Genomic DNA, 22,800 nt, shown 5'->3' on the forward strand with positions numbered 1-22,800 from the left:
CACTATGTTGAAACGTTTTGCTGATATTGTTATTTCATTAATTGTATTAATTTTCTTTTTTCCTTTGTATATCTTTATTTTCTATTCTGTGAAGAAAAATTTAGGCTCTCCTGTATTGTTCCGTCAAACTCGACCTGGTTTAGATGGTAAGCCTTTTGAAATGTTAAAATTTCGGACAATGAGAGATGCTGTGGATAGAGATGGCAATCTTTTGCCTGATAGTGAGCGCTTAACTGATTTTGGTACAAAATTGAGAGCCAGTAGTTTAGACGAATTGCCAGAATTATGGAATGTTTTAAAAGGTGATATGAGTTTAGTTGGTCCCCGTCCATTATTGATGGAGTATTTGCCTTTATATAATGATGAACAAAAGCGTCGGCATGAAGTTCGTCCAGGTATAACTGGTTGGGCTCAAGTGAATGGTCGTAATGCGATTAGCTGGGAGGAGAAATTTAAATTGGATGTTTGGTATGTGGATAATCAATCTCTATGGTTAGATATGAAAATTTTATTCCTGACTGTTAAGAAGGTTTTGATTAAAGAGGGTATTTCAGCTGGTAATGATGTAACAATGCCTAAGTTTATGGGTAATGGTAAAGATAAAAATGGATAAAAAGCTTGCAATTATTGGTGCGGGAGGTCATGGTAAAGTAGTTGCAGATGCTGCTCGTAGTATGCAAGTCTGGAAAAATATTACTTTTTTTGATGATATAGTGCCAGTAAATGAAATTATTATTGCTGATATAAGAAATAGTGGGTCAATAAGTGATTTGGCTAATATATTCTTGCCCAGACAATATGATGTGGTTGTGGCAATTGGTTGTAATAAGATTCGAAAAGATTATATTGAGAAATTCCTTGCTTTAGGTTTTTCTTTGCCAAATATTATACATAGTACGGCTTATATAAGTTCATTAGCACAAATCGGGGATGGGAATGTTTTTTTTGCTAAAGTGGTGGTAAATCCTGGTTGTGTAATTGGGAATGGTTGTATTGTGAATACTTCATCCAGTATTGATCATGATTGTATTATAGAAGATTTTGTCCATATTAGTCCTGGAGCACATTTGGCAGGGGGAACTTCCGTTGGTTTGGGTAGCTGGGTAGGTATTGGAGCATGTACGAAACAACAAGTGCATATTGGTTGTAATGTGATTGTAGGGGCTGGTACAGTTGTCATCAATGATGTAGATAGTAACTGTACTGTAGTAGGAAATCCGGCAAAGAAATTAGAAAGAAAAGGATAAATTCTATGTTAAATATATCTTTAAATCCATGGCCTTGTTTCACTCAAGAAGAGCAAGATGCGATTTCTAAAGTTTTATTATCTAATAAAGTAAATTATTGGACTGGGCAAGAATGTCGTGAGTTTGAAAAAGAATTTGCAGCATTTGCACAGTGTAAATATGCGGTTGCTTTAGCGAATGGTACGGTGGCTTTAGATGTAGCTTTAAAGGCATTGGGTATCGGGCATGGTGATGATGTAATTGTTACTTCACGGACATTTTTAGCCTCTGCCAGTTCAATTGTAACAGCTGGCGCGAATCCGATTTTTGCCGATGTGGAATTGGATTCACAGGATATTTCCCGCTCTACCATAGAAGCGGTATTAACCCCGAATACCAAAGCAATTATTTGTGTGCATTTGGCAGGTTGGATGTGTGATATGGATCCGATTATGCAATTTGCACAAGAAAAAAATCTATATGTCATTGAGGATTGTGCGCAAGCACATGGCGCGATGTATAAAGGACGTTCTGCTGGTTCAATCGGGCATATTGGTGCGTGGTCGTTTTGTCAGGATAAAATTATGACGACTGGTGGTGAAGGTGGCATGGTTACCACCAATGATGAACAACTGTGGAATAAAATGTGGTCGTATAAAGACCATGGTAAAAGTTATGACAGTGTTTATCATAAACAGCATCCGCCAGGCTTTCGCTGGGTGCATGATTCGTTTGGGACGAACTGGCGCATGATGGAAATTCAGGCAGCTATCGGAAGGATTCAATTAACCCGTATGCCTGATTGGACGGCGAAACGTCAAGCAAATATGGAACGTATTTGGCAGGCATTTGAGCAATCGTCTTATTTTACGGTTTATCGTCCTTCATCGGATTATGTGCATGCTGCATATAAGTGTTATGTTCAGGTAAACAGTGACAAGCTGCCTGAAAATTGGTCGCGTGACAAAATTATGGAAGCCATCAATTCGTTGGGTATTCCGTGTTATAGCGGTTCATGTTCGGAAGTGTATTTGGAACATGCGTTTGATGATACGCCTTGGCGTCCTGCGCAGCGTTTGCCGAATGCGAAAAAGCTGGGTGAAGAAAGTTTGATGTTTTTAGTTCATCCTACCTTAACTGAGCAAGATATGAATCGGACAGTAGCGGCGATTGAACAAGTGCTTCAAGATTTGTCAAAAAACTAAATACAAAAGCAGATTGGTTGTGAAATCTTTATTTTTTTCTTTTGTTTCCGCCCCGCGATTGCTGAAGCAGGGATTCCTAATCATTTTGGATTTTTTGTTATTTCCAATTTTGATTTGGTTCTGCTACGCATTGCGGGCGTTTGATTTGGGCGCGCCAGTGGTGCCGAATGTGGCATTCGGTTCTTTGTGGGTATCATTGTTGGCAACGGTCAGTTTGTTGGGTTGTGGGGTATACCGATTTATTGTCCGTAATTTTAATGAGGCATTTATTATCAAACTGGCGGTGGCAACGGCGCTGACAGTGGTAAGTTTATACGCGATGGCTTATGCCACGCCTGCGGTAATTCCGACTTCGATTCCGCTGATGTTTGGTTTTATGATGTTTGCGTGGGTATGGTTTAGCCGAAGTATTATCCGTTTTACGGTTAAGGCGCATTTGCAGGCAGATAAGCCACGCCGCCGTATTGCCATCTATGGCGCAGGCTTGGCTGGACAGCAGATTGCAGCAACTTTGATGCGTTCTGATGAGCATTTGCCGGTATTTTTTATTGATGATGATGTGGCATTGTCTAAAAATATTTTAGGTGGTTTGCGTGTGTATCCGCCAGAACAGGCGATGCCTTTATTGGACAAGTTGGGTATTGATGAAGTTTTGATTGCGCTACCTTCGGTGGAACGGCAACGGCGTAATGAGATTATTCACACTTTAGAGCCTGCGCGGAAAAAAATTACTGAATTACCTGGTTTGACCCAACTGGTTGATGGAAAAATAAATATTTCCGATATTCGTGAAATCAATATCGTGGATTTGTTAGGGCGAGACCCTGTTCCGCCGATTGAAGGTTTGTTGGCGCAAAATATCCGTCAGAAAACAGTTATGGTAACGGGCGCAGGTGGTTCAATCGGTTCGGAATTATGCCGTCAGATTTTAAGCCAGCAGCCTGAAAAGCTGATTTTGTTTGAAGTAAACGAATTTGGTTTATACAGTCTTGAAAAAGAATTGCATGCTTTGGCAGAACAGTCTGGGGTGGAGTTGATTCCGATTGTCGGGACGATTCAATCGCAGGCAGATTTGCAAAGAGTGATGCAAACTTTTTCGGTGCAAACCATTTACCATGCGGCTGCGTATAAACATGTGCCTTTAGTGGAATACAATGTGGCATCGGGCGTACGCAATAATGTGTTGGGGACGTGGTATTGTGCTCAAGCGGCGCTTGCGGCGAAAGTGGAAACTTTTGTTTTAATTTCAACGGATAAAGCGGTTCGCCCAACCAATACCATGGGGGCAAGTAAGCGGATGGCAGAGTTGGTGTTGCAGGCTTTGGCGCAGGAAAATCATTCCACCCGTTTTACCATGGTGCGTTTTGGTAATGTGTTGGGGTCGTCCGGTTCGGTTGTGCCTTTATTTGAAGCGCAGATTATGCAGGGCGGACCGATTACCTTAACCCATCAGGATATTACCCGTTACTTTATGACCATTCCCGAAGCGGCGCAGTTGGTGATTCAAGCGGGTGCGATGGGTAAAAACGGCGATGTTTTTGTTTTGGATATGGGTGAGCCAGTAAAAATTTATGATTTGGCGGTGCGCATGATTCATTTGAAGGGTAAAAAGCTGAAAACACCTGAAGATGAAGATGGAATTGAAATTCGTTTAAGTGGTTTGCGCCCCGGTGAAAAACTGTATGAAGAATTGTTGATTGGCGACACAGTTGAAAAAACCGCGCATCAAAAGATTATGACGGCAATGGAAGTGATGTTGCCGTGGTCGGAATTGCAACCGCTGTTGTTGCGTTTGCAAACTGCATGTGATGATTATGATATTGCAGAAATCCGTGAAATTCTTTTGAATGCACCAACGGCGTTCCTACCTGTAGATGATATTTGTGATGTGGTTTGGAATGCGAAACAATAAAACGGTAGGCTGCCTGAAAACTTCAGGCAGCCTTTTGTGTTAATGTTTACTTTGAATATAGTTTACTTCTTCTTTACTACCGAGAATAACGGCAACACGCTGATGCAGGCTTTCAGGCTGGATGGTTAAAATAGACTGGCGGGCATTACTGCTCGCGCCGCCAGCTTGCTCCACCACCAAACCCAAAGGATTGGCTTCATACATCAGGCGCAGTTTGCCGGGTTTATTCGGGTCACGGGCATCTTTGGGGTAGAGAAACACGCCGCCGCGCATCAAAATCCGATGCACTTCCGCCACCATACTGGCAACCCAACGCATATTGTAATTTTTGCCGCGAACCCCCGTGCTGCCTGCCAACAGTTCGCTAATATATTGTTGTACAGGGGCTTCCCAATGGCGTTGGTTAGACATATTGATGGCAAATTCGGCAGTCTGTTCGGGGATGTGAATGGTGGTAGGCTGATGGATAAATTCGCCATCGTTGTTTAAGGTAAACATCGCCACGCCTTGTTTAAAGGTTAGCACTAGTAAAGTTTGCGGACCATACAGCACATAACCTGCGGCAACTTGTTCTTGTCCTTTTTGCAGGAAATGTTCGGTTTTGAGTGTGCCTTCGGGTTTTTTCAATACGGAAAAAATTGTGCCAATGGAAATATTGACATCAATATTGGACGAACCGTCCAAGGGGTCAAACAGCACCAAATATGTTCCGTTTTTATTGGCGGCGACAAAATCGTCTTCTTCTTCGCTGGCCAGGCCTGCTACGGCGGGATTGTATTTCAGTTTTTCAATCAAAATATGATTGGCAATCACATCTAATTTTTTTTGTTCTTCTCCCTGAATATTGCCCGTTCCGGCTGCGCCGAGTACGCCCGATAAGGCACCCAAACGCACTTGTGCGCTGATTTCGGTGCAGGCGGCGGCGATGGTGACAACGGTTTCGGTTAAGTCGGTGGGCAAATGATGTTGGGTGGCGTGATGCTTGAGAAATTGTGCCAAGTTTTCCATATTTTCTTCCAAAATCAAGGTTTAACGGATGTGAAATGTGAGTTTGAAATGGGCTTTGTCGTCTTGTGCCAGCAGTTGGCACAGAACGGGTAAGGTTTTTTGCAATTGTTCCGCCAGAAGATAGGGTGGATTGAGAATAAACATGCCGCTGCCGTGCATACCGAAACCGTCGCTGCGGGGAGCGTGGGCGTGTAATTCGGCGTGTAAATGGTTATCGGGCAGCAATTTGCTTAATTGAACGGGTAGGGCGCGGCTTTCTTCGCGGCTGAGGCAGGGATACCAAAGCAAATAACAGCCTTGAGCAAAGCGTTTGAGCGCATCGCGTAAGCTATGAACAGCGCGGCTATAATCTTGTTTTTGTTCGTAAGGCGGGTCAATCAGCACCACGGCGCGGCGGGGTGGCGGCGGCAATAATGCAGGCAGGGCTTCCCAGCCGTTTTGTTGTTTGACCATCACGCGGCGACCCAATCGGGCTTCACGCATATTGTTGTCTAATAGGGAAAAATCATTGGGATGCAGTTCAAACAGGCGCAGTTTGTCAGTAGGGCGCAACAGGCTTTGTGCCAGCCAAGGCGAGCCGCAATAGTGGTGTGCTGCAGGCAAAATATGTTTTAAGTGGACAACGAAATCCGCTAAATCATCGGGCAGGGCAGCGGCTTGGTATAAGCGGGCAATGCCGTGATGGTATTCGCCGATTTTTTGTGCTTCTTTGCCGTTTAAGTCGTATAAACCTGCACCGGCGTGGGTGTCGATATACCAATAAGGTTTGTCTTTGCGGTTAAAATACTGCAAAACCAAATATAAAATAAAGTGTTTGAGTACATCGGCGTGATTGCCGGCGTGAAAGGCGTGGCGGTAGCTGAGCATGGGGCAAAATCGGGCGTAAAGTCTTATTTTAGTCATTTTTGGGCAGATTGAACATGGTTTTGCTGCTTAAATCGGATAAATGCCTGATGTGTTGTCGCATCGCTGGAAACATTGTGATAAACTGGCGTATTTCAAAATATTTGATTAACCCAATCTGTTTTAGGTAATAAGAAAGGCTGCCATGAGCGCAACTGTTGAAAATTTGGAAAATTTGGAACGTAAATTGGTTGTTTCCATTGCGTGGGAAAACATCAACGCAGAAACAGCAAAACGTTTGAAAGACACTGCCCGCCGTGTGCGGATTGACGGTTTCCGTCCGGGCAAAGCGCCCTTGAAAATGGTGGAATCCATGTATGGCGCAGGTATTCAAAACGAAGTGTTGAACGACTTGGCGCAACAGGCTTTCCAACAAGCCGTAGCCGAGCAAAACATTGCTGTGGCGGCTTTGCTGCGTTTGGACGCGGTGGAAGGTCAGGCAGAAGATGCTGCTGATTTCCAAGTGGCATTTGTATTTGAAACCTTCCCCGAAGTAAACATCGGCGATTTGTCTGCTTTGGAAGTGAACAAAGCCGCGATTGAAGTGGGTGAAGCTGAAGTGGATAAAACCATTGATATCCTGCGCAAACAACGCACCCGTTACACCCGCGTGGAACGCGCTGCGCAAGATGGCGACCGTGTGATTATTGATTTTGAAGGTAAGATTGACGGTGTGCCTTTTGAAGGCGGCAGCGCACAAAATTATGCTTTTGTATTGGGACAAGGTCAGATGCTGCCTGAATTTGAAGCAGGCGTATCGGGCTTAAAAGAAGGCGAAAGCAAAGAAGTATCGGTAAACTTCCCCGAGGACTACCACGGCAAAGACGTGGCAGGCAAAACGGCTGTATTTAATATTACCGTAAACAATGTTGCCGAAGCTGAACTGCCTGAAGTAGATGAGCAGTTTGCCAAAGCCTTGGGTATTGAAGACGGCGATTTGGCGAAAATGCGCGCCGAAATCCTGAAAAACGTTTCCCGCGAAGCCAAACGCCGTGTAGCCGCCAAAAATGCCGATGCGGTAATGACGGCTTTGCGCCAGCATGTGCCTTTGCAACTGCCTCGTGCTTTGGTGGCAGACGAAGCTGAACGTTTGGCTGCGGAAATGCGTGAAAACTTCTCACGTCAAGGTTTGGACGCGCAAAATCTGGATTTGCCCGCTGCCATGTTTACCGACCGTGCCGAGCAAAATGTGGCATTGGGTTTAATCGTGCCTGAGCTGATTGAGCAAAACAAATTGCAACCCACTGAAGAGCAAGTGAAAAACATTGTGTTGGAATTTGCTGAAAGCTATGAAGACCCGCAAGAAGTGGTGGATTGGTACTTCTCTGACCGCGAGCGTTTGCAAGAGCCGACCAATTTGGCATTGCAAGCCAATGTGGTAGAGTTTGTATTTGGTAAAGCCAAAGTCACCGAACAAGCGCTGTCATTTGACGAAGTGATGAGCGGCGCAGCGTAAACGCTGTTTGCCCCGAAAAGCACCGGAGCGTCTGCTTGGGTGCTTTTTTATCAGAAAATTTAAGGAAACAATATGATACCCGATATTTTAAACAATACGCTGATTCCGACTGTGATTGAGCAGAGCGGTCGCGGTGAACGCGCATTTGATATTTATTCGCGCTTATTGAAAGAACGGATTATTTTTTTGATTGGTCCGGTAAACGACCATACTGCCAATTTGGTGGTGGCGCAAATGCTGTTTTTGGAAAGCGAAAACCCTGATAAAGATATTTATTTTTACATTAACAGCCCCGGTGGCAGCGTAACGGCGGGGATGTCGGTGTACGATACCATGAATTTTATCAAGCCCGATGTGCAAACGCTGTGTTTGGGTCAGGCGGCGAGCATGGGCGCGTTTTTACTGTCGGCTGGCGCGAAAGGCAAACGTTTTGCGTTGCCGCATAGCCGTGTGATGATTCATCAGCCTTTGATTAGCGGCGGCTTGGGCGGACAGGCTTCCGATATTGAAATCCATGCACGTGAGCTGTTGAAGCTGAAAGGCAAGTTAAATGAATTGCTGGCGCAGCATACGGGACAAAGCTTGGAACGCATTGAGCGTGACACCGACCGTGATAATTTTATGTCGGCAGAAGAAGCGGCGGCTTACGGTTTGGTAGACAAGGTAATTACTGCCCGTGCTGATGCGGTACAGGCGCAATCCGTTTAGATTAAAGCCATAGAAAACACAACGGCAGGAAAGTAATTCCTGCCGTTGTTTATTTCTTAATCGGTAATTTCAAGATTTTCTGTTTTGCGCTTGGCGGGCTTGGGTGCTGCTTCGCTGTCTTCTGCTGCCGCTTTGCGTTTTTTTGGGCGTGCTTGCGGTTGTGCATTGGCAGCCGTTTCTTTTTTGCTGCTTGAACCGCCTGATTTAAAACTTTGAATCGGCATGCCTTTTAAGGCAAAACGCATATAATCTACCCACACGGGCAAAGCGAGCGTGCCGCCGAAACCGCGCCGTCCCATGCTGGTGGGCTTGTCGTAACCGATATAAACAGCAGTTACCACTTTCGGGTTGTAACCCACAAACCACGCATCTTTAAAGTCGTTGGTTGTACCCGTTTTGCCGGCAATATCGCTGCGTCCGAGGGCATTGGCGCGCGCACCCGTACCCGAGCGCACCACGTCCTGCAACATGGACGTCATCATGGAAGCATTTTTCGGGTCAATTACTTGAGGGGCGTTTTGACGTGCCACCAAGGGGTGCATTTCGGCGCGTAAATTGCCTTTGGTGTCGTAAATCTTGTCAATCACATAGCCTGAAACCTTGTAACCGCCGTTGGCAAATACCGCATAGCCTTCCGCCATTTGCAGCGGGGTTGCCGAACCTGCACCCAATGCCAAAGGTAAAGACGGCGGTAACTGATTGGCGCGGAAGCCGAAACGTTCTGCATAGCTGCGCAGGTAATCCACACCCATGGCTTGCGCAATGCGCACCGATACCGTGTTTTTGGATTTGGTCAGTGCCAAGCGCAAACTAATCATGCCCGCGTAATAGCCGTCAGAGTTTTTCGGCTGCCAACCGCGGATATTCAGCGGCGCATCGTTTACCATAGTGGAAGGGGTCATGCCTCGTGATAAAGCTGCCGAATAAACAAAGGGTTTGAAGGTTGAACCGGGTTGGCGGATACTTTGGGTGGCGCGGTTAAAGGTTTTGTAATGGTAGTCGTAACCACCCACCACAGCACGAATCGCGCCTGTTTCGGTTTCCATAGAAATCAACGCACCCTGAATGGCGGGTTGTTGCACCACCGTCCAGCGGTTGTTTCCCGTTTTGGTTACACGAATGACCGAACCTGCTTTTAAGGCATTGTCGCCCAAGCGTTTGTTACCGATGGCATTGCGTGCCATGCCCATATCGTTTAAGGTCATCACGGCTTGCACACCGCCCTGCATGTGGATTTTCACCCCTTTGCTGTTTACCGAAGTAATCACCGCAGGCACCATATTTTCAACGGTATAGGTATTGGCGAGGTATTGTTCGATACCGTCTTCCACGTCTTCCATTTGGCTTAAATCCAGTTGTTCTTCTGCGCCACGATAGGACGAGCCGCGGTCAAAATTACGCAATGCCTTACGCATGGCTGCGGTGGCGACTTTTTGATGAGCAGTGCTGACAGTGGTATAAACTTTGAAGCCTTGCGTGTACACGTCTTCGCCGTATTTTTCATACAGGGTTTGGCGTGCCATTTCTGCAACATACAGCGAGTTTTGGTCAATCAGCAAACGGTAGCGTTCGTAATGCAGCTCTTCCGCCAGTGCGTCTTGACGCTGCTGTGGTGCAATCATGCCCAAATCCACCATATTGTTGAGAATGTATTCCTGACGTAAACGGGCGCGTTCGGGATTGACAATCGGATTAAAGGTGGACGGGGCTTTGGGCAAGCCTGCCAAAATACTGGCTTCTGCCAAGGTAAGGTCTTGAACAGGTTTGTTAAAATAAATTTTGGCAGCCGATGCAAAACCATAAGCACGCTGACCGAGGTAGATTTGATTGAAATAAAGTTCTAAAATTTGGTCTTTGGTGAGGCTGCGCTCAATTTTGTAGGCGAGCAAGGCTTCATTGAATTTGCGCGTGAGCGTGCGTTCGTTGGTAAGGTAGAAATTACGCGCCACCTGTTGGGTAATGGTACTGGCACCCTGTTTGTGTCCGCCGCGCAAATTGCTCATCATGGCGCGACCCACGCCCACCACGTCCACGCCCCAGTGTTCGTAAAAGCGTTTGTCTTCGGCGGCGATTACTGCGTCTTTCAACACTTTGGGAAACTGGTCAATCGGGGTAAAGGCGCGGCGCTCGTCGCCGTAAGTGCCGATAATCACGCCGTCTGACGAATAAATGGTTAAAGGCTCTTTGGGCTGGTAGTGTTTGACGGCATCAAGCTCGGGCAGTTTGGGGTAAGTTACCAAAACCGCAACGGTAATCAGACCGACTGTAAACAAAAACAGCCCCAAAACAAGCCCTAAAATGGTGAGGAGGAAATTTTTAATCATGATTTTTTAATAAAAAGTTGCCATCAGTTTTTTTAAATAAAGTAAAATAAGCCCAGTTTTTGTTACTGGATGGGAACGGACTGCGGACGTTGCTATTATAAATGCTTTCATGCGTCAGGTAAGGATTTTAAATCATGCGTTTTAAGAAAACCGATAAAAATACTGGTAAAAAAGCTGAAAAGGCAAAGAAATCTTCTGCCAAATCGGCTGCGGGCATTTCGGGTAAAACCGTTATCGGACTCGATATCGGGCAAAATAATATCCGAATGATTCAGCTTTCGGGCAAAGGCGGTAATCAGGTACAGGTGGATAAATATGCCATTGAGCCTTTGCCGCAGGGTGTGATTTCGGGTACCGAGATTACGAATTTTGACACGCTTGTATCCCAATTGCAACACTGCTACGGCAAGTTGAAAACGGGCTGTAAGTCGGTTAATCTTGCCCTGCCGATGGGCTCGGTAACGATTGAGACCAACCTGCAGTTTTCGCCCGACAGCGAACTGACAATTCAGGAATTGGTGGAAGCGGAAGTGGTGCGTGTGGGCGCGTTGGACGAAATGCGCTACGATTGGCAAATGTTGCCACATCACGGTTCGTCTCCTGAAGAGCCTGTGTTGATGGTGGCAGCAAAAACCGAAAACGTGGACCGTTATGTGGATTTGGTGGAAGATGCGGGATTAACCGTTACTAATGTGGATGTGGACGTGTTTGCGCTGTTTAACGCCTATGCCTATGTGAACGAAATGCACGACAATGAGTTTTTCCAAGAGCGCGTGGTATTGTTTGATATCGGCGATGTGGTGATGAAGGCTTTGGTGGTGGAGGGGGGTAAAATCCTGTACCGTCACGAAAGCAATTTCGGTTTGGACCAATTGGTGCAGCTGATTCAGCGCACTTATCAGACCACCGAAGAAGAGGCTTTGGAAATGATTGCGGGCCGCCGCCAACGCCCCGAAGAATATAAGGTGGAAGTAAGCGATTATTTCAATATGCAGGTGGCACAGGAAGTGCAGCGTGTGATGCAGTTTTTTATGACCACGCGCAGCCACAGCGATTCCAGCATTCAGCGCATCTTTTTGAGCGGCAGCGGCTGTGTGGCGCATTCGGGGCTGGTGGAAGTGGTGCGTCTGCAAACGGAAATTCCTACGCAAGAGTTGGCACCGGTGTTGTCGGCAAACATTAAGGCAAAAGTAAGCGACGAGCAACTTGAAGAGGATGCCAATGGATTGACCACGGCATTCGGTTTGGCGTTGAGAGGATTGTTCTAGTTTGTTGCAATACACAGGGTTGGCACATCAAGCACACAACCCCTGATTTGGACAGGGTTATGCCCCGCCCAAATAGGCTTATTTTACCGCTAGTTATGGCGGGGTTTCAAACCACAAAGGAATTTTGATGAATCTGATTAAAGTCAACCTGCTTCCCTATCGTGAATTGCGGGAAATGAAGCAGAAGAAGCAGTTTCAAAATATTTTGGCAGGCGGCTTTTTGCTGGGCGCTTTGCTCTGCGGCGGGGTGTATATGGTGCTGGACAAGGCCGTTGAACACCAAAACAGCCGCAACCAAAGCCTGCAGGACGGTATAGAGTCTTTGAAAAAGGAAATCGCCACCATTCAAACACTGCGTGCCGATAAGGAACGTTTTCTTGAGCGCAAGAAAAAAGTGGAAGAATTGGACAACAAACGCTTTGACGGGGCGCGTATTGTGGACAGCCTGAATCAGGTGGTGCCTGACGGTGCGTATCTGGTACAGCTGAAAGGCGGCGACACCAACAGCAGCGGCAGTACCGGAAAAGATGAGTACACCATTGAAGGGCGTGCGTTGAGCGACAATAAAGTGGCTTTGCTGATGGCGGCGCTGCCCAGTACGGGTATGTTTAACCTGCCCGAACTGGTGGAAATTGCCAAAACCGAAGATTCGCAAAAATTTATTTTAAGATCCACGCTGGCAGACCAATCTTTGCTGCCGCCGCCTTCGGTTGCGCCCAAGCCTGTGGTGCCTGCTGATGACGGTGCGCAAGCCGCACCGTCCGAACCGCCTGCTGCCGCTTCTGCGCCGCCTGCCGATACCGCTGCCGAACCCCCCGCATCGCCGGCACAAGCACAATAACCTTTTCAACACGGAGTGTTAAAGAATGAATATGAACGAATTGGATATGCAGAAGCTGCATCTGGCACCCAAGCCGGTTCAGTTTTTTATCGCACTGCTGGTGGCGGTGCTGCTGCTGGTGGCGGGCTTTGTGCTGATGTTCCAAGAACAGTGGGAAACGCTGCAAACCGCGAAGGAAGAAGAAGTTACTTTAAAAGAACAATATGTGGACCAAAGCCGTCAGGCAGCCAATCTGGAAAATTTGCAGATTGAGCTGAAAATGATTGAAGAATCCATTGCCAATCTGATTAAAAAACTGCCCACGTCGTCTGAAATCCCCAGCCTGATTCAAGAGCTGTATCAGGCAGCAGCACAAAACGGTCTGACCATGAGCGCGGTAATTCCGCAACAGCCGGTAAGCGAAGATTCCAGCATTCAGCGTTTGCCGTTTACCATTTCGGTGGTGGGTTCTTACGAGCAGCTGGCGCAGTTTTTGCGTGATGTGGGCAAAATGTCGCGTATCGTCACTTTGTCAAACATTACCATTAACGAAGCCCCTGGCGAACAAAGTAAAAAAACCGGCAGCAAATTGCAGTTGAGCGCAGTGGCCAGCACCTATAAAGCCATTGATGCCAACCCTGCATCGGCAGCATCTGCAGCCAGCGGCGCCGCTTCTTCGGCACAATAAGGACAGGATGAGAGAATGAAAGCCAAATTACTAATGATTCCTTTGGTTTTTGTGTTGGCGGGCTGTTTGGACGAACACGAAGACCTGCAAAACTGGATGGAACAGGCCAAACAGGAAGCCAAACTGCGGGTACAGAAACCGCAGCCGCCCGCACCGGTACAAACCGTGGAATACACACCGCCGCCGCACATCAGCCCGCACGCATTCAGCGTACAGCGTATGCGTTCAAACTATCAGGTAGGCAATGCGCCTGATGTCAACCGTGCCAAAGAAGTGTTGGAAAACTATGATTTGAACACCTTAAAATTTGTGGGTGTGATTGGCAGCGGCAATGCCTTATCGGGTTTGGTGGAAGTGGAAGGTCATGTTTACACGGTGAAACCGGGCAACCACATGGGCAAAAACTACGGACGTATCGTGCGTATTACCGCCGACCAGATTACCTTGCGCGAAACGGTGGAAGATTCTTTAGGCAACTGGGTAAACCGTGAAGCCAAGCTGATTCCCGCCGCCGATGCGGAAACCGAAAATGCGGTAAATAATAATTAAATTTTTTAAATTGAAAGAGGTTAATTTATGAAACTTACTTTTAAAAAAGCAGTTCCGGTGCTGGCACTGAGCTTGGCGGTACAAGCGGCTTACGCAGGCAATATTACCGACATCAACGTATCGGTGCTGCCCGACCAGCGGCGTGTCATCAAAGTCAAATTTGACAAAGACATCACCAAGCCCAGCGGTTTTATTTATACCACCCCTTCGCGCATTGCCTTGGATTTTGCCGGCACCAAAATTCAATTGCCGCAAAAACAGCTTTCTTACAACGATTCGCTGTTGAACCACATTATCGCTGCCGACGATAACGAACGCGCCCGCATTTCCTTGAGCCTGAGCAAAGAAGGTCAGTACGACACCGAAATCAAAGGCGACGAAGTATGGGTGTATGTGAGCGAAAGCAGCGGCAGTTCCGCCCCGCCGGTTGCCGAAAGCAAAAAAGGCGGTAAAAAAAGCAGCAAAGCCACCGAGCAGGCAGACAGCGGCAGCAGCGAGATGCCCGCACCCAACGATTCTTTCGGCGGCAACGCACCTTTGAACGTCAATTTCGTAACCGGTCCGAACAAAACCGGTGTCGTACAATATTCGTCTGCGTATGACGGACAGCCGCAGGTAAAAGTATTGAACGACCGCATTGTGGTTACGCTGAAAAACTACCCCCTGTCGGCAGCCGACCAAAAAAATCTCGATGTTTCCTCGTTTAACACCCCCGTGCGTAATGTGCTGGTGCGCCGTGTGGGTAACGACACCCAAATTACCGTACGCAGCGGCGGCAAATGGGACCACCGTGTCCGCAACAGCAACGGACGCAACGAAATCCGCATTTCGCCCGCTTTAAGTTCGATATTGGGCGAAGCAGGTTTCAAACCGAAAAACAGCAAACAAAGCTTTTCCGGCAAACGCATTTCTTTGGATTTCCAAAACATCGATGTGCGTACCATTTTGCAGATTTTGGCAAAAGAATCGGGTATGAACATTGTTGCCAGCGATGCCGTTCAAGGCAAAATGACCTTGTCGCTGAAAGACGTGCCGTGGGATCAGGCATTGGCGCTGGTGTTGGATACCTATGATTTGGACAAAGCCCAACAAGGCAATATCATTCGCATCGCCCCGCGTGAAGAACTGCAAAAACGCATTCAGGAAGAACTTAAATCCGTACAGGAACGCGAAAAATACGAACCTTTGGTATCGCGCACCTTCCAGTTGAAATACAAAAATGTGGAAGAATTCCGCGATATTCTGAAACTGGGCAGCGGCGACGGTAAAGGCAGCGGCAATATGTTGAGCGAGCGCGGCAATGCCATGATTGACCCGTCCACCAACACCTTGATTGTAACGGACGTTGCCAAAGTAGTGAAAAAATTTGAAGCGCTGATTGCCGAATTGGACGTGGCTGCCAAGCAAGTAATGGTGGAAGCGCGGATTGTGGAAGCCGCAGAAGGCGTGTCGCGCGATTTGGGTATCCGCTTCGGCTATGCGCGTCGTGGTGCAACCGCCATTGGTAATGATTTGGATGCCGCCATCAACAACCGCAATGCCGCTTTGGGCAGTGCCAACACCACTTTGTTGAATCCAAATGTGAATCTGCCCGCATCGGCAGCGGTAAACACCATTTCTCTGGTGCGTTCTGTGGCTTCGGGCGCATTGGGCTTGGAACTGTCTGCCATGGAAACGGACAACCGTTCCAAAACCATTTCCAGCCCGCGCGTTTTAACGCAAGACGGTAAAGAAGCGGAAATCGTACAAGGTTTGGAAATTCCCTACCAAACCCGTAGCGACAACGGCTATACCACTGCATTTAAACAAGCGGCTTTGACCTTGAAAGTGACTCCGCGCATCACCCCCGACAGCAAAGTGATTTTGGATGTGCTGGTCAGCAAAAACGACGTGGACCGTTCTTTGCGTAACATCAACGGCGAACCTGCGATTGCCAAGCGCGAAGTGAAAACACAGGCGATGATTGAAGACGGCGGTACTTTGGTGGTGGGCGGCGTGTATCAGGAAGTGTTTGATAACACCGTCAGCAAAGTGCCTTTGTTGGGCGATTTGCCGGTGGTAGGCAACCTGTTCAAGTCGCGCGGACGCAACCACAGCCGCAATGAATTGCTGTTCTTTATCACCCCGCGCATTATGGGTGGCGAAAGCAATGTAATGCGTTATTAATCCGCGCAAAATAAAATTCTATATTGATAGCGTTTGCGCTAAAATGCCTGCCATGAACTCTATGGCAGGCAATATTTTTTTTATCGGCTTGATGGGCGCGGGTAAAACCAGTTTGGGTAAGCAATTGGCAGCGCGTTTGCAACGTCCGTTTTTTGACAGCGACCAAGCATTGTGTGAAAAAACAGGCGTTTCCATTCCTACCATTTTTGAATGGGAGGGCGAAGACGGTTTTCGTGAGCGCGAATGCCAAATCATTGACGAATTGACGGCTTTGTCGGGCATTGTGTTGGCAACGGGCGGTGGCGCGGTGTTGCGTCCGCAAAACCGTGCCTGTTTGCGCGAACGGGGAACGGTGGTGTATCTGCATGTTCCGCCTGAAATTTTGTTTGAGCGCACCTGCCACGACCGTAACCGTCCGCTGTTGCAGGTGGACGACCCTTTACAAACCTTGCGCGAGCTGTACCGTGTGCGCGACCCGCTGTACCGCCAAACCGCACATTGTGTGTTGGATGTGGGCAATGATGCTTATTTTTCCACGTTTAAACAACTTCTTGATATGCTTTTAAGGAATCAGCAAAATGCAGACTTTGCAGGTTGATACGCCTTCGCAGCCGTATCCGATTCACATCGGCAAAGGCTTGTTGGCAGATTTTTCGCTGTTTGCGCCCCATATTGGCAAAAAAGCCGCTATTGTGACCAACGATACTGTGGCTGCGCTGTATTTGGATGCGCTGACTGCCCTGTTGCGCGACAACGGCGTGGATACTTTTGCCGTGGTGTTGGAAGATGGCGAAGTGCATAAAAACCATCAGTCGCTGGGCAAAATTTATGATGCGCTGCTGGAACACCGCGCCGACCGTCAAACGGCGGTTTTGGCATTGGGCGGCGGCGTGGTGGGCGATACGGCGGGTTTTGCGGCGGCAACCTATCAACGCGGCGTGCCGCTGATACAGATTCCCACCACCTTATTGAGCCAAGTGGATTCTTCTGTGGGCGGTAAAACCGCCGTCAATCACCCTTTGGGAAAAAACATGATTGGCGCGTTTTACCAGCCCAAAGCCGTGATTGCCGATTTGGACACGTTGAACACGCTGCCGCCGCGCGAGTTCTCCGCAGGCATGGCAGAAGTGATTAAATACGCCTTATTGGGCGATGCCGCGTTTTTGCAACAATTGGAAACGCAAATGCCGTTGCTGATGGCAAAAGATGCCGATGCCTTGGCGCAAACCGTGGCGCACTGCTGCCGCATGAAAGCCGAAATTGTCGCGCAGGACGAAACCGAGCAGGGCGTGCGTGCCTATTTGAATTTGGGGCATACTTTCGGACACGCCATTGAAGCGGAAACGGGTTACGGTACTTGGTTGCACGGCGAAGCAGTGGCTGCGGGCATGGTATTGGCGGCGAAGCTGTCGCAGCGTTTGGGTTATCTGAATGATGACGATGTGGCGCGTGTGCGCCGCGTGTTGCAAGCCGCTGATTTGCCTGTGCAAGCACCTGATTTTCCGTTTGAACGCTGGCTGGGGCATATGCGCCACGACAAAAAAGTCCAACACGGGCAAATGCGTTTTGTGACCTTGAGCCGTTTAGGGCAGGCGCAAATCACTGCGATAGATGATGAAGCCTTGTTGCGGGACATGCTTGCCGCTGCATAACTATTTTATTTTAAAAATATTTTTTATCCAACCACATCAATCCCTTGTAGGATTAAAGGAATTTTTGATGACCAATCAGCACACTGCTTTGGGCGAAGCCCTGAAACAGGCGGTACAAACCATGAGCAAACGCCGTCAAACCGAAATGGTAGCGGAATATATTTACAACAAATACGAAGTGTTTAAGCGCACCCGTCCGCTGGCGGTGGGCATTGAGCAGGAACTGGCGCAGGCTTTGCCCCAGTTTGACCCCCAAATCATTAACCGCGTATTGTCCAACCACTGCCGCCGTCCGCGTTATGTGAAAGCCGTGGCGCGTGGCGGTAAGCGTTTTAATTTGAACAACCGCTTCCAAGGCGAAGTCAGCCCTGAAGAACAAGCATTTGCCTTGTCGCAACCGGGAATTAAAGAAGCCATTGAAAAACAAGACGCCCGCCGTGCCGAAGCCGCTGCCCGCCGTCAGGCACAAAATACGCCTGCTGCCGCTGAAGCTGCTGAACAGCAAGAAAGCGAAGCATCATGATGAAAAAAATGATTTTGGTGCAATCTGTTGTGCTGTCAATGGTGTTGGCAGCCTGCGGCAGTGCCACCCAAGCCGAGCCTTCCGCCCAAGCGCCGTCTAATGCTGCGCCCGCCGCTCCAAGCACGCAGGCGCAACAACACAACCAAGCCGTGATTGACACCGATTACGGCAAAATCGTTGTGCAATTGGACGCGCAAAAAGCCCCGCAAACCGTTGCCAATTTCAAAGCCTATGCTGAGCAAGGCTTTTACAACGGCACGATTTTTCATCGTGTGATTGACGGTTTTATGATTCAAGGTGGCGGTTTTACCGCCGAAATGCAGGAAAAACCCACCGCCGCGCCCATCGCCAACGAAGCCGATAACGGTTTGACCAACGACATTGGCACCATTGCCATGGCGCGTACCGCCGACCCCCATTCGGCAAGCAGCCAGTTTTTTATCAATGTGGCGGATAACGACTTCCTAAATCACACCAGCAAAACCCGCCAAGGTTACGGCTATGCCGTGTTTGGTAAAGTGATTTCGGGCATGGAAGTGGTGAATAAAATTGCCAAAGTGCGTACCCGCGACCACATGGGACACCAAAATGTTCCCGTTGAGCCTGTGCGTATCCGCAGTTTGACGGTAAGCACTGCGCCGCAACAATAAGCTGTTTGAAGCAAAAACCTGCTACTTTGGCAGGTTTTTGTTTTGAATAACGATATAGAGAAAAGTGAAATGATTTTAACCCTGATGTTCCGCGAATATTGCAGCCTGTGCCACCACATGCGCGATGCGCTTGCACCGTGGCAGGCGCGTTACGGTTTTGAATTGGAAATCATTGAAATTGATGATTTTCCAGAGTTAGAAACCAAATATAATGAATTGGTTCCCGTGTTGTTGCATGGCGATAACGAAATTTGCCATTGGCATTTGGACGAAGCCAAATTACAAGCATATTTGGACAGCCTTTAGGCTGCCGATTTTCCCCAATCCCATCAGGCTGACCCGTCAAACCGTAATTTTTCAGGCAGCTTGGCGGCGTTTCCGTTAAAATAAGCCGTTTTATCTGTCTTTGCGCCCACACGTTGAACAAATTATGAAAAACATCCGAAATTTCTCCATTATCGCCCACATCGACCACGGTAAATCCACCCTTGCCGACCGTTTTATTCAATACTGCGGCGGCTTGGATTTGCGCGAAATGAGCACGCAGGTGCTGGATTCCATGGATATTGAAAAAGAGCGCGGCATTACCATTAAAGCCCAAACCGCCGCGCTGAATTACACCGCCAAAAACGGCGAAACCTATCTGCTGAATCTGATTGACACTCCCGGACACGTTGATTTTTCTTACGAAGTTTCCCGTTCCCTGTCGGCGTGTGAAGGCGCGTTGCTGGTGGTGGACGCATCGCAGGGTGTGGAAGCGCAAACCGTTGCCAACTGCTATACCGCCATTGATTTGGGCGTGGAAGTTGTCCCCGTATTAAATAAAATTGACCTGCCTGCTGCCGACCCCGACCGCGTTGCCCAAGAAATTGAAGACATTATCGGTATTGATGCCGTGGGTGCAGTAACCTGTTCCGCCAAAAGCGGCTTGGGCGTGCAAGACGTATTAGAAGAAATTGTTGCCAAAATTCCCGCGCCCGAAGGCGACCCCGATGCGCCCCTGCAAGCCGTGATTATCGATTCATGGTTTGACAACTATGTCGGCGTGGTGATGCTGATTCGCGTTAAAAACGGCAAGCTCAAACTCAAAGACAAAGTCCGTTTTATGTCCACCAAAGCCGAAACGCAGGTGGAGCAACTGGGCGTGTTCACCCCCAAATCCGTTAATAAAACCGAATTAAGCGCGGGCGAAGTGGGCTTTTTGATTACCGGTGTCAAAGAACTGGGTCAGGCAAAAGTGGGCGACACCGTAACCCTGTCCGCCAACCCCGCCGCCGAACCTTTGGCAGGCTTTAAAGAAGTGCAAAGCCAAGTATTTGCAGGACTTTACCCCGTAGAAAGCCACGATTACGAAGCCCTGCGCGATGCCTTGGAAAAACTGCAATTAAACGATGCCAGCCTGAAATTTGAACCCGAAGTGTCGCAAGCCTTGGGTTTTGGATTCCGTTGCGGATTCTTGGGCTTATTGCACTTGGAAATTGTGCAGGAACGTTTGGAACGCGAATTTGATATGGATTTGATTACCACCGCGCCTACGGTGGTGTATCAGGTTATCCTGAAAAACGGCGAACAAATTGAAGTGGAAAATCCGTCCAAACTGCCTGATATCGGCACAATTGAAACCATTTTAGAGCCGATTATTACCGCCACCATTCTTGTTCCACAGGATTATGTCGGCAATGTAATGACCCTGTGTAACCAAAAACGCGGCGTGCAAGTCAATATGCAATACCTTGGTCGTCAAGTGATGTTGACCTACGATTTGCCGATGAACGAAGTGGTAATGGACTTTTTTGACAAACTCAAATCCACCTCGCGCGGTTATGCCTCTTTGGATTACGAATTTAAAGAGTTCCAACCTTCCGATTTGATTAAATTGGATATTATGGTAAACGGCGAAAAAGTGGACGCTTTAAGCCTGATTGTGCACCGTCAAAGCTCGGTACACCGTGGGCGTGAACTTGCCGCGAAAATGCGTGAACTTATTCCGCGCCAAATGTTTGATATTGCAGTACAAGCTTCTATCGGCAGCCAAATTATTGCCCGTGAAAATGTGAAAGCCCTGCGTAAAAACGTATTGGCAAAATGCTACGGCGGCGATATTACCCGTAAGAAAAAACTGCTGGAAAAACAAAAAGCAGGTAAACGCCGCATGAAGCAGGTAGGCAATGTGGAAATTCCACAAAGCGCGTTTTTGGCGATTTTGCAGGTGGGGGATAAGTAGGTTTCAAACTAGCTATATTGTTCAGCTAGCTTGAAAATAAAAAGCATAAGCTACTGTGTGAAAGGTATAAATCATGAATGATGAATTGTTAATAAAATTAGAAGAATTATTGGAAAATACAGCTAAAAAAATAAATAGAAAACAATTTAACAATGAGCCTAATTATACTGCTGCATTTTTTGGTAAGTTATCTGGAGAGAAGATTGAATTTGATGAACAATACATTAAATTTCAATTTTCTGTTTCAAATGATAGAGGACGATCAAGTGCAGAAAGTCATACTGGGATTGATATTGGTATGGTTTTTAAATGGCATGATGCTGCTGGGACTTTTGAAAAAGCAGTCCTTGTTCAGGCTAAAAATAATGTTCTAAAGCTGCAAAGGGATAGGGATTTGGAGTGTCAATGCAAAAAAATGAGTGATATAACTGAACATTATGTTGTAATGGATTGTCCTTATGATTGCAGTATTCCAAAAGTATATTTTTCTAAATCTAATGAACCACCTTTTTGGGATGTTAATAAATCTGTTGATTTATTTAATTACTTAAAAGATTATGTTTTTAAATGTACTCAGGGTGATATAAGTGATAAAGTGATACAAGGTGCTAAAGATTCAACTAGACAATTGTTGATTGAAACAAATATACCAAAACCAACTCTAACCAAAAAAGAAAAATCATCCTAAATTAGGGGGTATATGAGTAGCTTGGGTTGAAGCTTAGTGGAAAACTAGCAATCTGTTTGATTTCGCAAAACGGTTATTAGATTTCCAATCCAAGCTACTAATTATGCGGGAAACCATTTTCAGGCAGCCTGAAAAAAGGAATAACCATGAAACCGTCAGAGTTACTGCAACAGCATCGTACTGAATTATTAGTCATCAGCCGACAATTTGCGGTAGACAATGTGCGCGTATTCGGTTCGGTTGCCAAAGGCACGGATCATGAAAACAGCGATTTGGATATTTTGTTGGATCCGTTGCGGCAGACCACTTTGTTTGATTTGAGCGGCTTACAAATGGCATTTGAAGAATTATTGGGTATTAAAGTGGACGTTCTCACGCCGCGCAGCCTGCCTGAAACATTTCGCGCCCAAGTATTGCGGGAAGCTAAGCCATTATAAAAAGGAAAGGTAATGAACGAGCGGACACCCGATTATTTGCAGAGAATGTATGGCTTATGCGAAGATATTCAAAGCTTTATTGAAGGTATGGCATTGGATGATTTTTTAAATGACAAGCGCACGCAAAATGCGGTTGCCATGAGTTTATTGGCATTGGGTGAGGTGGCCAATACCATTCATCAAAAAGATGCGGAGTTTATTGAGAACAATCCGCAAATTGAATGGAAACCGATGCGCGGTATGCGGAATGTTATTGCACACGGCTATTTTGAATTGGATTTTGTGGTAATTTACGAAACGGCAAATCAATTGATTCCTTTGTTAAAAAATCAGTTGGCAGCTTTGATTGAGCAGTTTGGAAACCATTTTCAGGCAGCCTGAAACCAAAAAATC

Annotated in this window: 23 protein-coding genes; 20 read left to right on the forward strand and 3 right to left on the reverse strand. The window is 47.2% G+C overall.

Going from position 1 to position 22,800, the window contains the following annotated elements:
* The first annotated feature begins 4 nt into the window (after positions 1 to 4).
* The 4 genes from H3L98_RS05470 to H3L98_RS05485 are packed head-to-tail and all read left to right on the forward strand — an operon-like array spanning position 5 to position 4,343.
* Positions 5 to 613: a sugar transferase gene (locus H3L98_RS05470; RefSeq protein ID WP_034332963.1), complete on the forward strand. Its 609-nt coding sequence runs from the start codon at positions 5 to 7 to the stop codon at positions 611 to 613.
* Positions 606 to 1,247, forward strand: coding sequence for an acetyltransferase (locus H3L98_RS05475; RefSeq protein ID WP_034332966.1), 642 nt, complete (start codon positions 606 to 608; stop codon positions 1,245 to 1,247). The genes H3L98_RS05470 and H3L98_RS05475 overlap by 8 nt, the downstream gene beginning before the upstream one ends.
* Before the next feature lie 5 nt (positions 1,248 to 1,252).
* Positions 1,253 to 2,431, forward strand: a complete 1,179-nt coding sequence (locus H3L98_RS05480) for a DegT/DnrJ/EryC1/StrS family aminotransferase (protein WP_027021112.1) — start codon at positions 1,253 to 1,255, stop codon at positions 2,429 to 2,431.
* 19 nt (positions 2,432 to 2,450) lie between these two features.
* Positions 2,451 to 4,343 carry a polysaccharide biosynthesis protein gene (locus H3L98_RS05485; protein ID WP_027021113.1) on the forward strand — a complete coding sequence of 631 codons (1,893 nt, stop codon included), beginning with the start codon at positions 2,451 to 2,453 and terminating at the stop codon, positions 4,341 to 4,343.
* A 39-nt stretch (positions 4,344 to 4,382) separates the two neighbouring features.
* Here H3L98_RS05485 and H3L98_RS05490 read toward each other — a convergent pair whose 3' ends face one another.
* Positions 4,383 to 5,351: a class 1 fructose-bisphosphatase gene (locus H3L98_RS05490; protein ID WP_027021114.1), complete on the reverse strand. Its 969-nt coding sequence runs from the start codon at positions 5,349 to 5,351 to the stop codon at positions 4,383 to 4,385.
* A 21-nt stretch (positions 5,352 to 5,372) separates the two neighbouring features.
* On the reverse strand, positions 5,373 to 6,218 hold the full coding sequence (locus tag H3L98_RS05495; protein ID WP_027021115.1) for a 23S rRNA (adenine(2030)-N(6))-methyltransferase RlmJ: 846 nt from the start codon (positions 6,216 to 6,218) through the stop codon (positions 5,373 to 5,375).
* A 181-nt stretch (positions 6,219 to 6,399) separates the two neighbouring features.
* On the opposite strand from H3L98_RS05495, the gene tig reads away from it, so the two are divergent.
* Positions 6,400 to 7,710 carry a trigger factor gene (gene tig, locus H3L98_RS05500; protein ID WP_027021116.1) on the forward strand — a complete coding sequence of 437 codons (1,311 nt, stop codon included), beginning with the start codon at positions 6,400 to 6,402 and terminating at the stop codon, positions 7,708 to 7,710.
* Between the two features lie 72 nt (positions 7,711 to 7,782).
* Positions 7,783 to 8,418, forward strand: coding sequence for an ATP-dependent Clp endopeptidase proteolytic subunit ClpP (gene clpP / locus H3L98_RS05505; protein ID WP_027021117.1), 636 nt, complete (start codon positions 7,783 to 7,785; stop codon positions 8,416 to 8,418).
* A 56-nt stretch (positions 8,419 to 8,474) separates the two neighbouring features.
* Here clpP and H3L98_RS05510 read toward each other — a convergent pair whose 3' ends face one another.
* A complete protein-coding gene (locus tag H3L98_RS05510; RefSeq protein ID WP_084481824.1) occupies positions 8,475 to 10,742 on the reverse strand; it encodes a penicillin-binding protein 1A in 2,268 nt (755 codons plus the stop codon).
* 134 nt (positions 10,743 to 10,876) lie between these two features.
* Here H3L98_RS05510 and pilM point away from each other — a divergent pair, with 134 nt between their 5' ends.
* The 14 genes from pilM (at position 10,877) to H3L98_RS05580 (ending at position 22,788) form a co-directional block, all read left to right on the forward strand.
* Positions 10,877 to 12,010, forward strand: a complete 1,134-nt coding sequence (gene pilM / locus H3L98_RS05515; RefSeq protein WP_027021118.1) for a type IV pilus biogenesis protein PilM — start codon at positions 10,877 to 10,879, stop codon at positions 12,008 to 12,010.
* Between the two features lie 127 nt (positions 12,011 to 12,137).
* Positions 12,138 to 12,851 (forward strand): PilN domain-containing protein, encoded by a 714-nt coding sequence (locus tag H3L98_RS05520; RefSeq protein WP_051531938.1) that lies wholly within the window; start codon positions 12,138 to 12,140, stop codon positions 12,849 to 12,851.
* 25 nt (positions 12,852 to 12,876) lie between these two features.
* Positions 12,877 to 13,518, forward strand: coding sequence for a type IV pilus inner membrane component PilO (locus H3L98_RS05525; protein WP_027021119.1), 642 nt, complete (start codon positions 12,877 to 12,879; stop codon positions 13,516 to 13,518).
* A 15-nt stretch (positions 13,519 to 13,533) separates the two neighbouring features.
* Positions 13,534 to 14,067, forward strand: coding sequence for a pilus assembly protein PilP (locus tag H3L98_RS05530; protein ID WP_027021120.1), 534 nt, complete (start codon positions 13,534 to 13,536; stop codon positions 14,065 to 14,067).
* Between the two features lie 27 nt (positions 14,068 to 14,094).
* Positions 14,095 to 16,233 carry a type IV pilus secretin PilQ gene (locus H3L98_RS05535; protein ID WP_027021121.1) on the forward strand — a complete coding sequence of 713 codons (2,139 nt, stop codon included), beginning with the start codon at positions 14,095 to 14,097 and terminating at the stop codon, positions 16,231 to 16,233.
* Positions 16,234 to 16,285: 52 nt separating this feature from the next.
* Positions 16,286 to 16,831: a shikimate kinase gene (locus H3L98_RS05540; protein WP_246327849.1), complete on the forward strand. Its 546-nt coding sequence runs from the start codon at positions 16,286 to 16,288 to the stop codon at positions 16,829 to 16,831.
* Positions 16,812 to 17,885, forward strand: coding sequence for a 3-dehydroquinate synthase (aroB, locus tag H3L98_RS05545; RefSeq protein WP_027021123.1), 1,074 nt, complete (start codon positions 16,812 to 16,814; stop codon positions 17,883 to 17,885). The genes H3L98_RS05540 and aroB overlap by 20 nt, the downstream gene beginning before the upstream one ends.
* A gap of 67 nt (positions 17,886 to 17,952) precedes the next feature.
* Positions 17,953 to 18,408 (forward strand): ProQ/FINO family protein, encoded by a 456-nt coding sequence (locus H3L98_RS05550; RefSeq protein WP_027021124.1) that lies wholly within the window; start codon positions 17,953 to 17,955, stop codon positions 18,406 to 18,408.
* Between the two features lie 38 nt (positions 18,409 to 18,446).
* Positions 18,447 to 19,058, forward strand: coding sequence for a peptidylprolyl isomerase (locus tag H3L98_RS05555; RefSeq protein WP_156932264.1), 612 nt, complete (start codon positions 18,447 to 18,449; stop codon positions 19,056 to 19,058).
* Positions 19,059 to 19,127: 69 nt separating this feature from the next.
* Positions 19,128 to 19,364, forward strand: coding sequence for a glutaredoxin family protein (locus H3L98_RS05560; protein ID WP_027021126.1), 237 nt, complete (start codon positions 19,128 to 19,130; stop codon positions 19,362 to 19,364).
* Between the two features lie 124 nt (positions 19,365 to 19,488).
* The gene (lepA, locus tag H3L98_RS05565) at positions 19,489 to 21,282 is read left to right on the forward strand and encodes a translation elongation factor 4 (RefSeq protein ID WP_027021127.1); all 1,794 of its coding nucleotides are present in this window, start codon (positions 19,489 to 19,491) and stop codon (positions 21,280 to 21,282) included.
* Positions 21,283 to 21,355: 73 nt separating this feature from the next.
* Positions 21,356 to 21,970, forward strand: a complete 615-nt coding sequence (locus H3L98_RS05570) for a hypothetical protein (RefSeq protein ID WP_027021128.1) — start codon at positions 21,356 to 21,358, stop codon at positions 21,968 to 21,970.
* A gap of 146 nt (positions 21,971 to 22,116) precedes the next feature.
* Positions 22,117 to 22,407 carry a nucleotidyltransferase family protein gene (locus tag H3L98_RS05575; RefSeq protein WP_027021129.1) on the forward strand — a complete coding sequence of 97 codons (291 nt, stop codon included), beginning with the start codon at positions 22,117 to 22,119 and terminating at the stop codon, positions 22,405 to 22,407.
* Positions 22,408 to 22,419: 12 nt separating this feature from the next.
* The gene (locus H3L98_RS05580; protein ID WP_051531939.1) at positions 22,420 to 22,788 is read left to right on the forward strand and encodes a HepT-like ribonuclease domain-containing protein; all 369 of its coding nucleotides are present in this window, start codon (positions 22,420 to 22,422) and stop codon (positions 22,786 to 22,788) included.
* Positions 22,789 to 22,800: the final 12 nt, after the last annotated feature.

Origin of the sequence: Conchiformibius steedae, from assembly GCF_014054725.1 — a bacterium.
GTDB lineage: Bacteria > Pseudomonadota > Gammaproteobacteria > Burkholderiales > Neisseriaceae > Conchiformibius > Conchiformibius steedae.

Excerpts from the sequence above, each read along its gene's own strand:
- H3L98_RS05570 (WP_027021128.1), top strand. The coding sequence starts at position 21,356 with ATGAATGATGAATTGTTAATAAAATTAGAAGAATTATTGGAAAATACA.
- H3L98_RS05550 (WP_027021124.1), top strand. The coding sequence starts at position 17,953 with ATGACCAATCAGCACACTGCTTTGGGCGAAGCCCTGAAACAGGCGGTA.
- H3L98_RS05490 (WP_027021114.1), bottom strand. The coding sequence starts at position 5,351 with ATGGAAAACTTGGCACAATTTCTCAAGCATCACGCCACCCAACATCAT.
- pilM (WP_027021118.1), top strand. The coding sequence starts at position 10,877 with ATGCGTTTTAAGAAAACCGATAAAAATACTGGTAAAAAAGCTGAAAAG.
- H3L98_RS05575 (WP_027021129.1), top strand. The coding sequence starts at position 22,117 with ATGAAACCGTCAGAGTTACTGCAACAGCATCGTACTGAATTATTAGTC.
- H3L98_RS05525 (WP_027021119.1), top strand. The coding sequence starts at position 12,877 with ATGAATATGAACGAATTGGATATGCAGAAGCTGCATCTGGCACCCAAG.
- tig (WP_027021116.1), top strand. The coding sequence starts at position 6,400 with ATGAGCGCAACTGTTGAAAATTTGGAAAATTTGGAACGTAAATTGGTT.
- H3L98_RS05555 (WP_156932264.1), top strand. The coding sequence starts at position 18,447 with ATGGTGTTGGCAGCCTGCGGCAGTGCCACCCAAGCCGAGCCTTCCGCC.
- H3L98_RS05560 (WP_027021126.1), top strand. The coding sequence starts at position 19,128 with ATGATTTTAACCCTGATGTTCCGCGAATATTGCAGCCTGTGCCACCAC.
- H3L98_RS05520 (WP_051531938.1), top strand. The coding sequence starts at position 12,138 with ATGAATCTGATTAAAGTCAACCTGCTTCCCTATCGTGAATTGCGGGAA.
- H3L98_RS05540 (WP_246327849.1), top strand. The coding sequence starts at position 16,286 with ATGAACTCTATGGCAGGCAATATTTTTTTTATCGGCTTGATGGGCGCG.
- H3L98_RS05470 (WP_034332963.1), top strand. The coding sequence starts at position 5 with ATGTTGAAACGTTTTGCTGATATTGTTATTTCATTAATTGTATTAATT.
- H3L98_RS05475 (WP_034332966.1), top strand. The coding sequence starts at position 606 with ATGGATAAAAAGCTTGCAATTATTGGTGCGGGAGGTCATGGTAAAGTA.
- H3L98_RS05530 (WP_027021120.1), top strand. The coding sequence starts at position 13,534 with ATGAAAGCCAAATTACTAATGATTCCTTTGGTTTTTGTGTTGGCGGGC.
- H3L98_RS05535 (WP_027021121.1), top strand. The coding sequence starts at position 14,095 with ATGAAACTTACTTTTAAAAAAGCAGTTCCGGTGCTGGCACTGAGCTTG.
- H3L98_RS05580 (WP_051531939.1), top strand. The coding sequence starts at position 22,420 with ATGAACGAGCGGACACCCGATTATTTGCAGAGAATGTATGGCTTATGC.
- lepA (WP_027021127.1), top strand. The coding sequence starts at position 19,489 with ATGAAAAACATCCGAAATTTCTCCATTATCGCCCACATCGACCACGGT.
- aroB (WP_027021123.1), top strand. The coding sequence starts at position 16,812 with ATGCAGACTTTGCAGGTTGATACGCCTTCGCAGCCGTATCCGATTCAC.
- clpP (WP_027021117.1), top strand. The coding sequence starts at position 7,783 with ATGATACCCGATATTTTAAACAATACGCTGATTCCGACTGTGATTGAG.
- H3L98_RS05495 (WP_027021115.1), bottom strand. The coding sequence starts at position 6,218 with ATGCTCAGCTACCGCCACGCCTTTCACGCCGGCAATCACGCCGATGTA.
- H3L98_RS05510 (WP_084481824.1), bottom strand. The coding sequence starts at position 10,742 with ATGATTAAAAATTTCCTCCTCACCATTTTAGGGCTTGTTTTGGGGCTG.
- H3L98_RS05480 (WP_027021112.1), top strand. The coding sequence starts at position 1,253 with ATGTTAAATATATCTTTAAATCCATGGCCTTGTTTCACTCAAGAAGAG.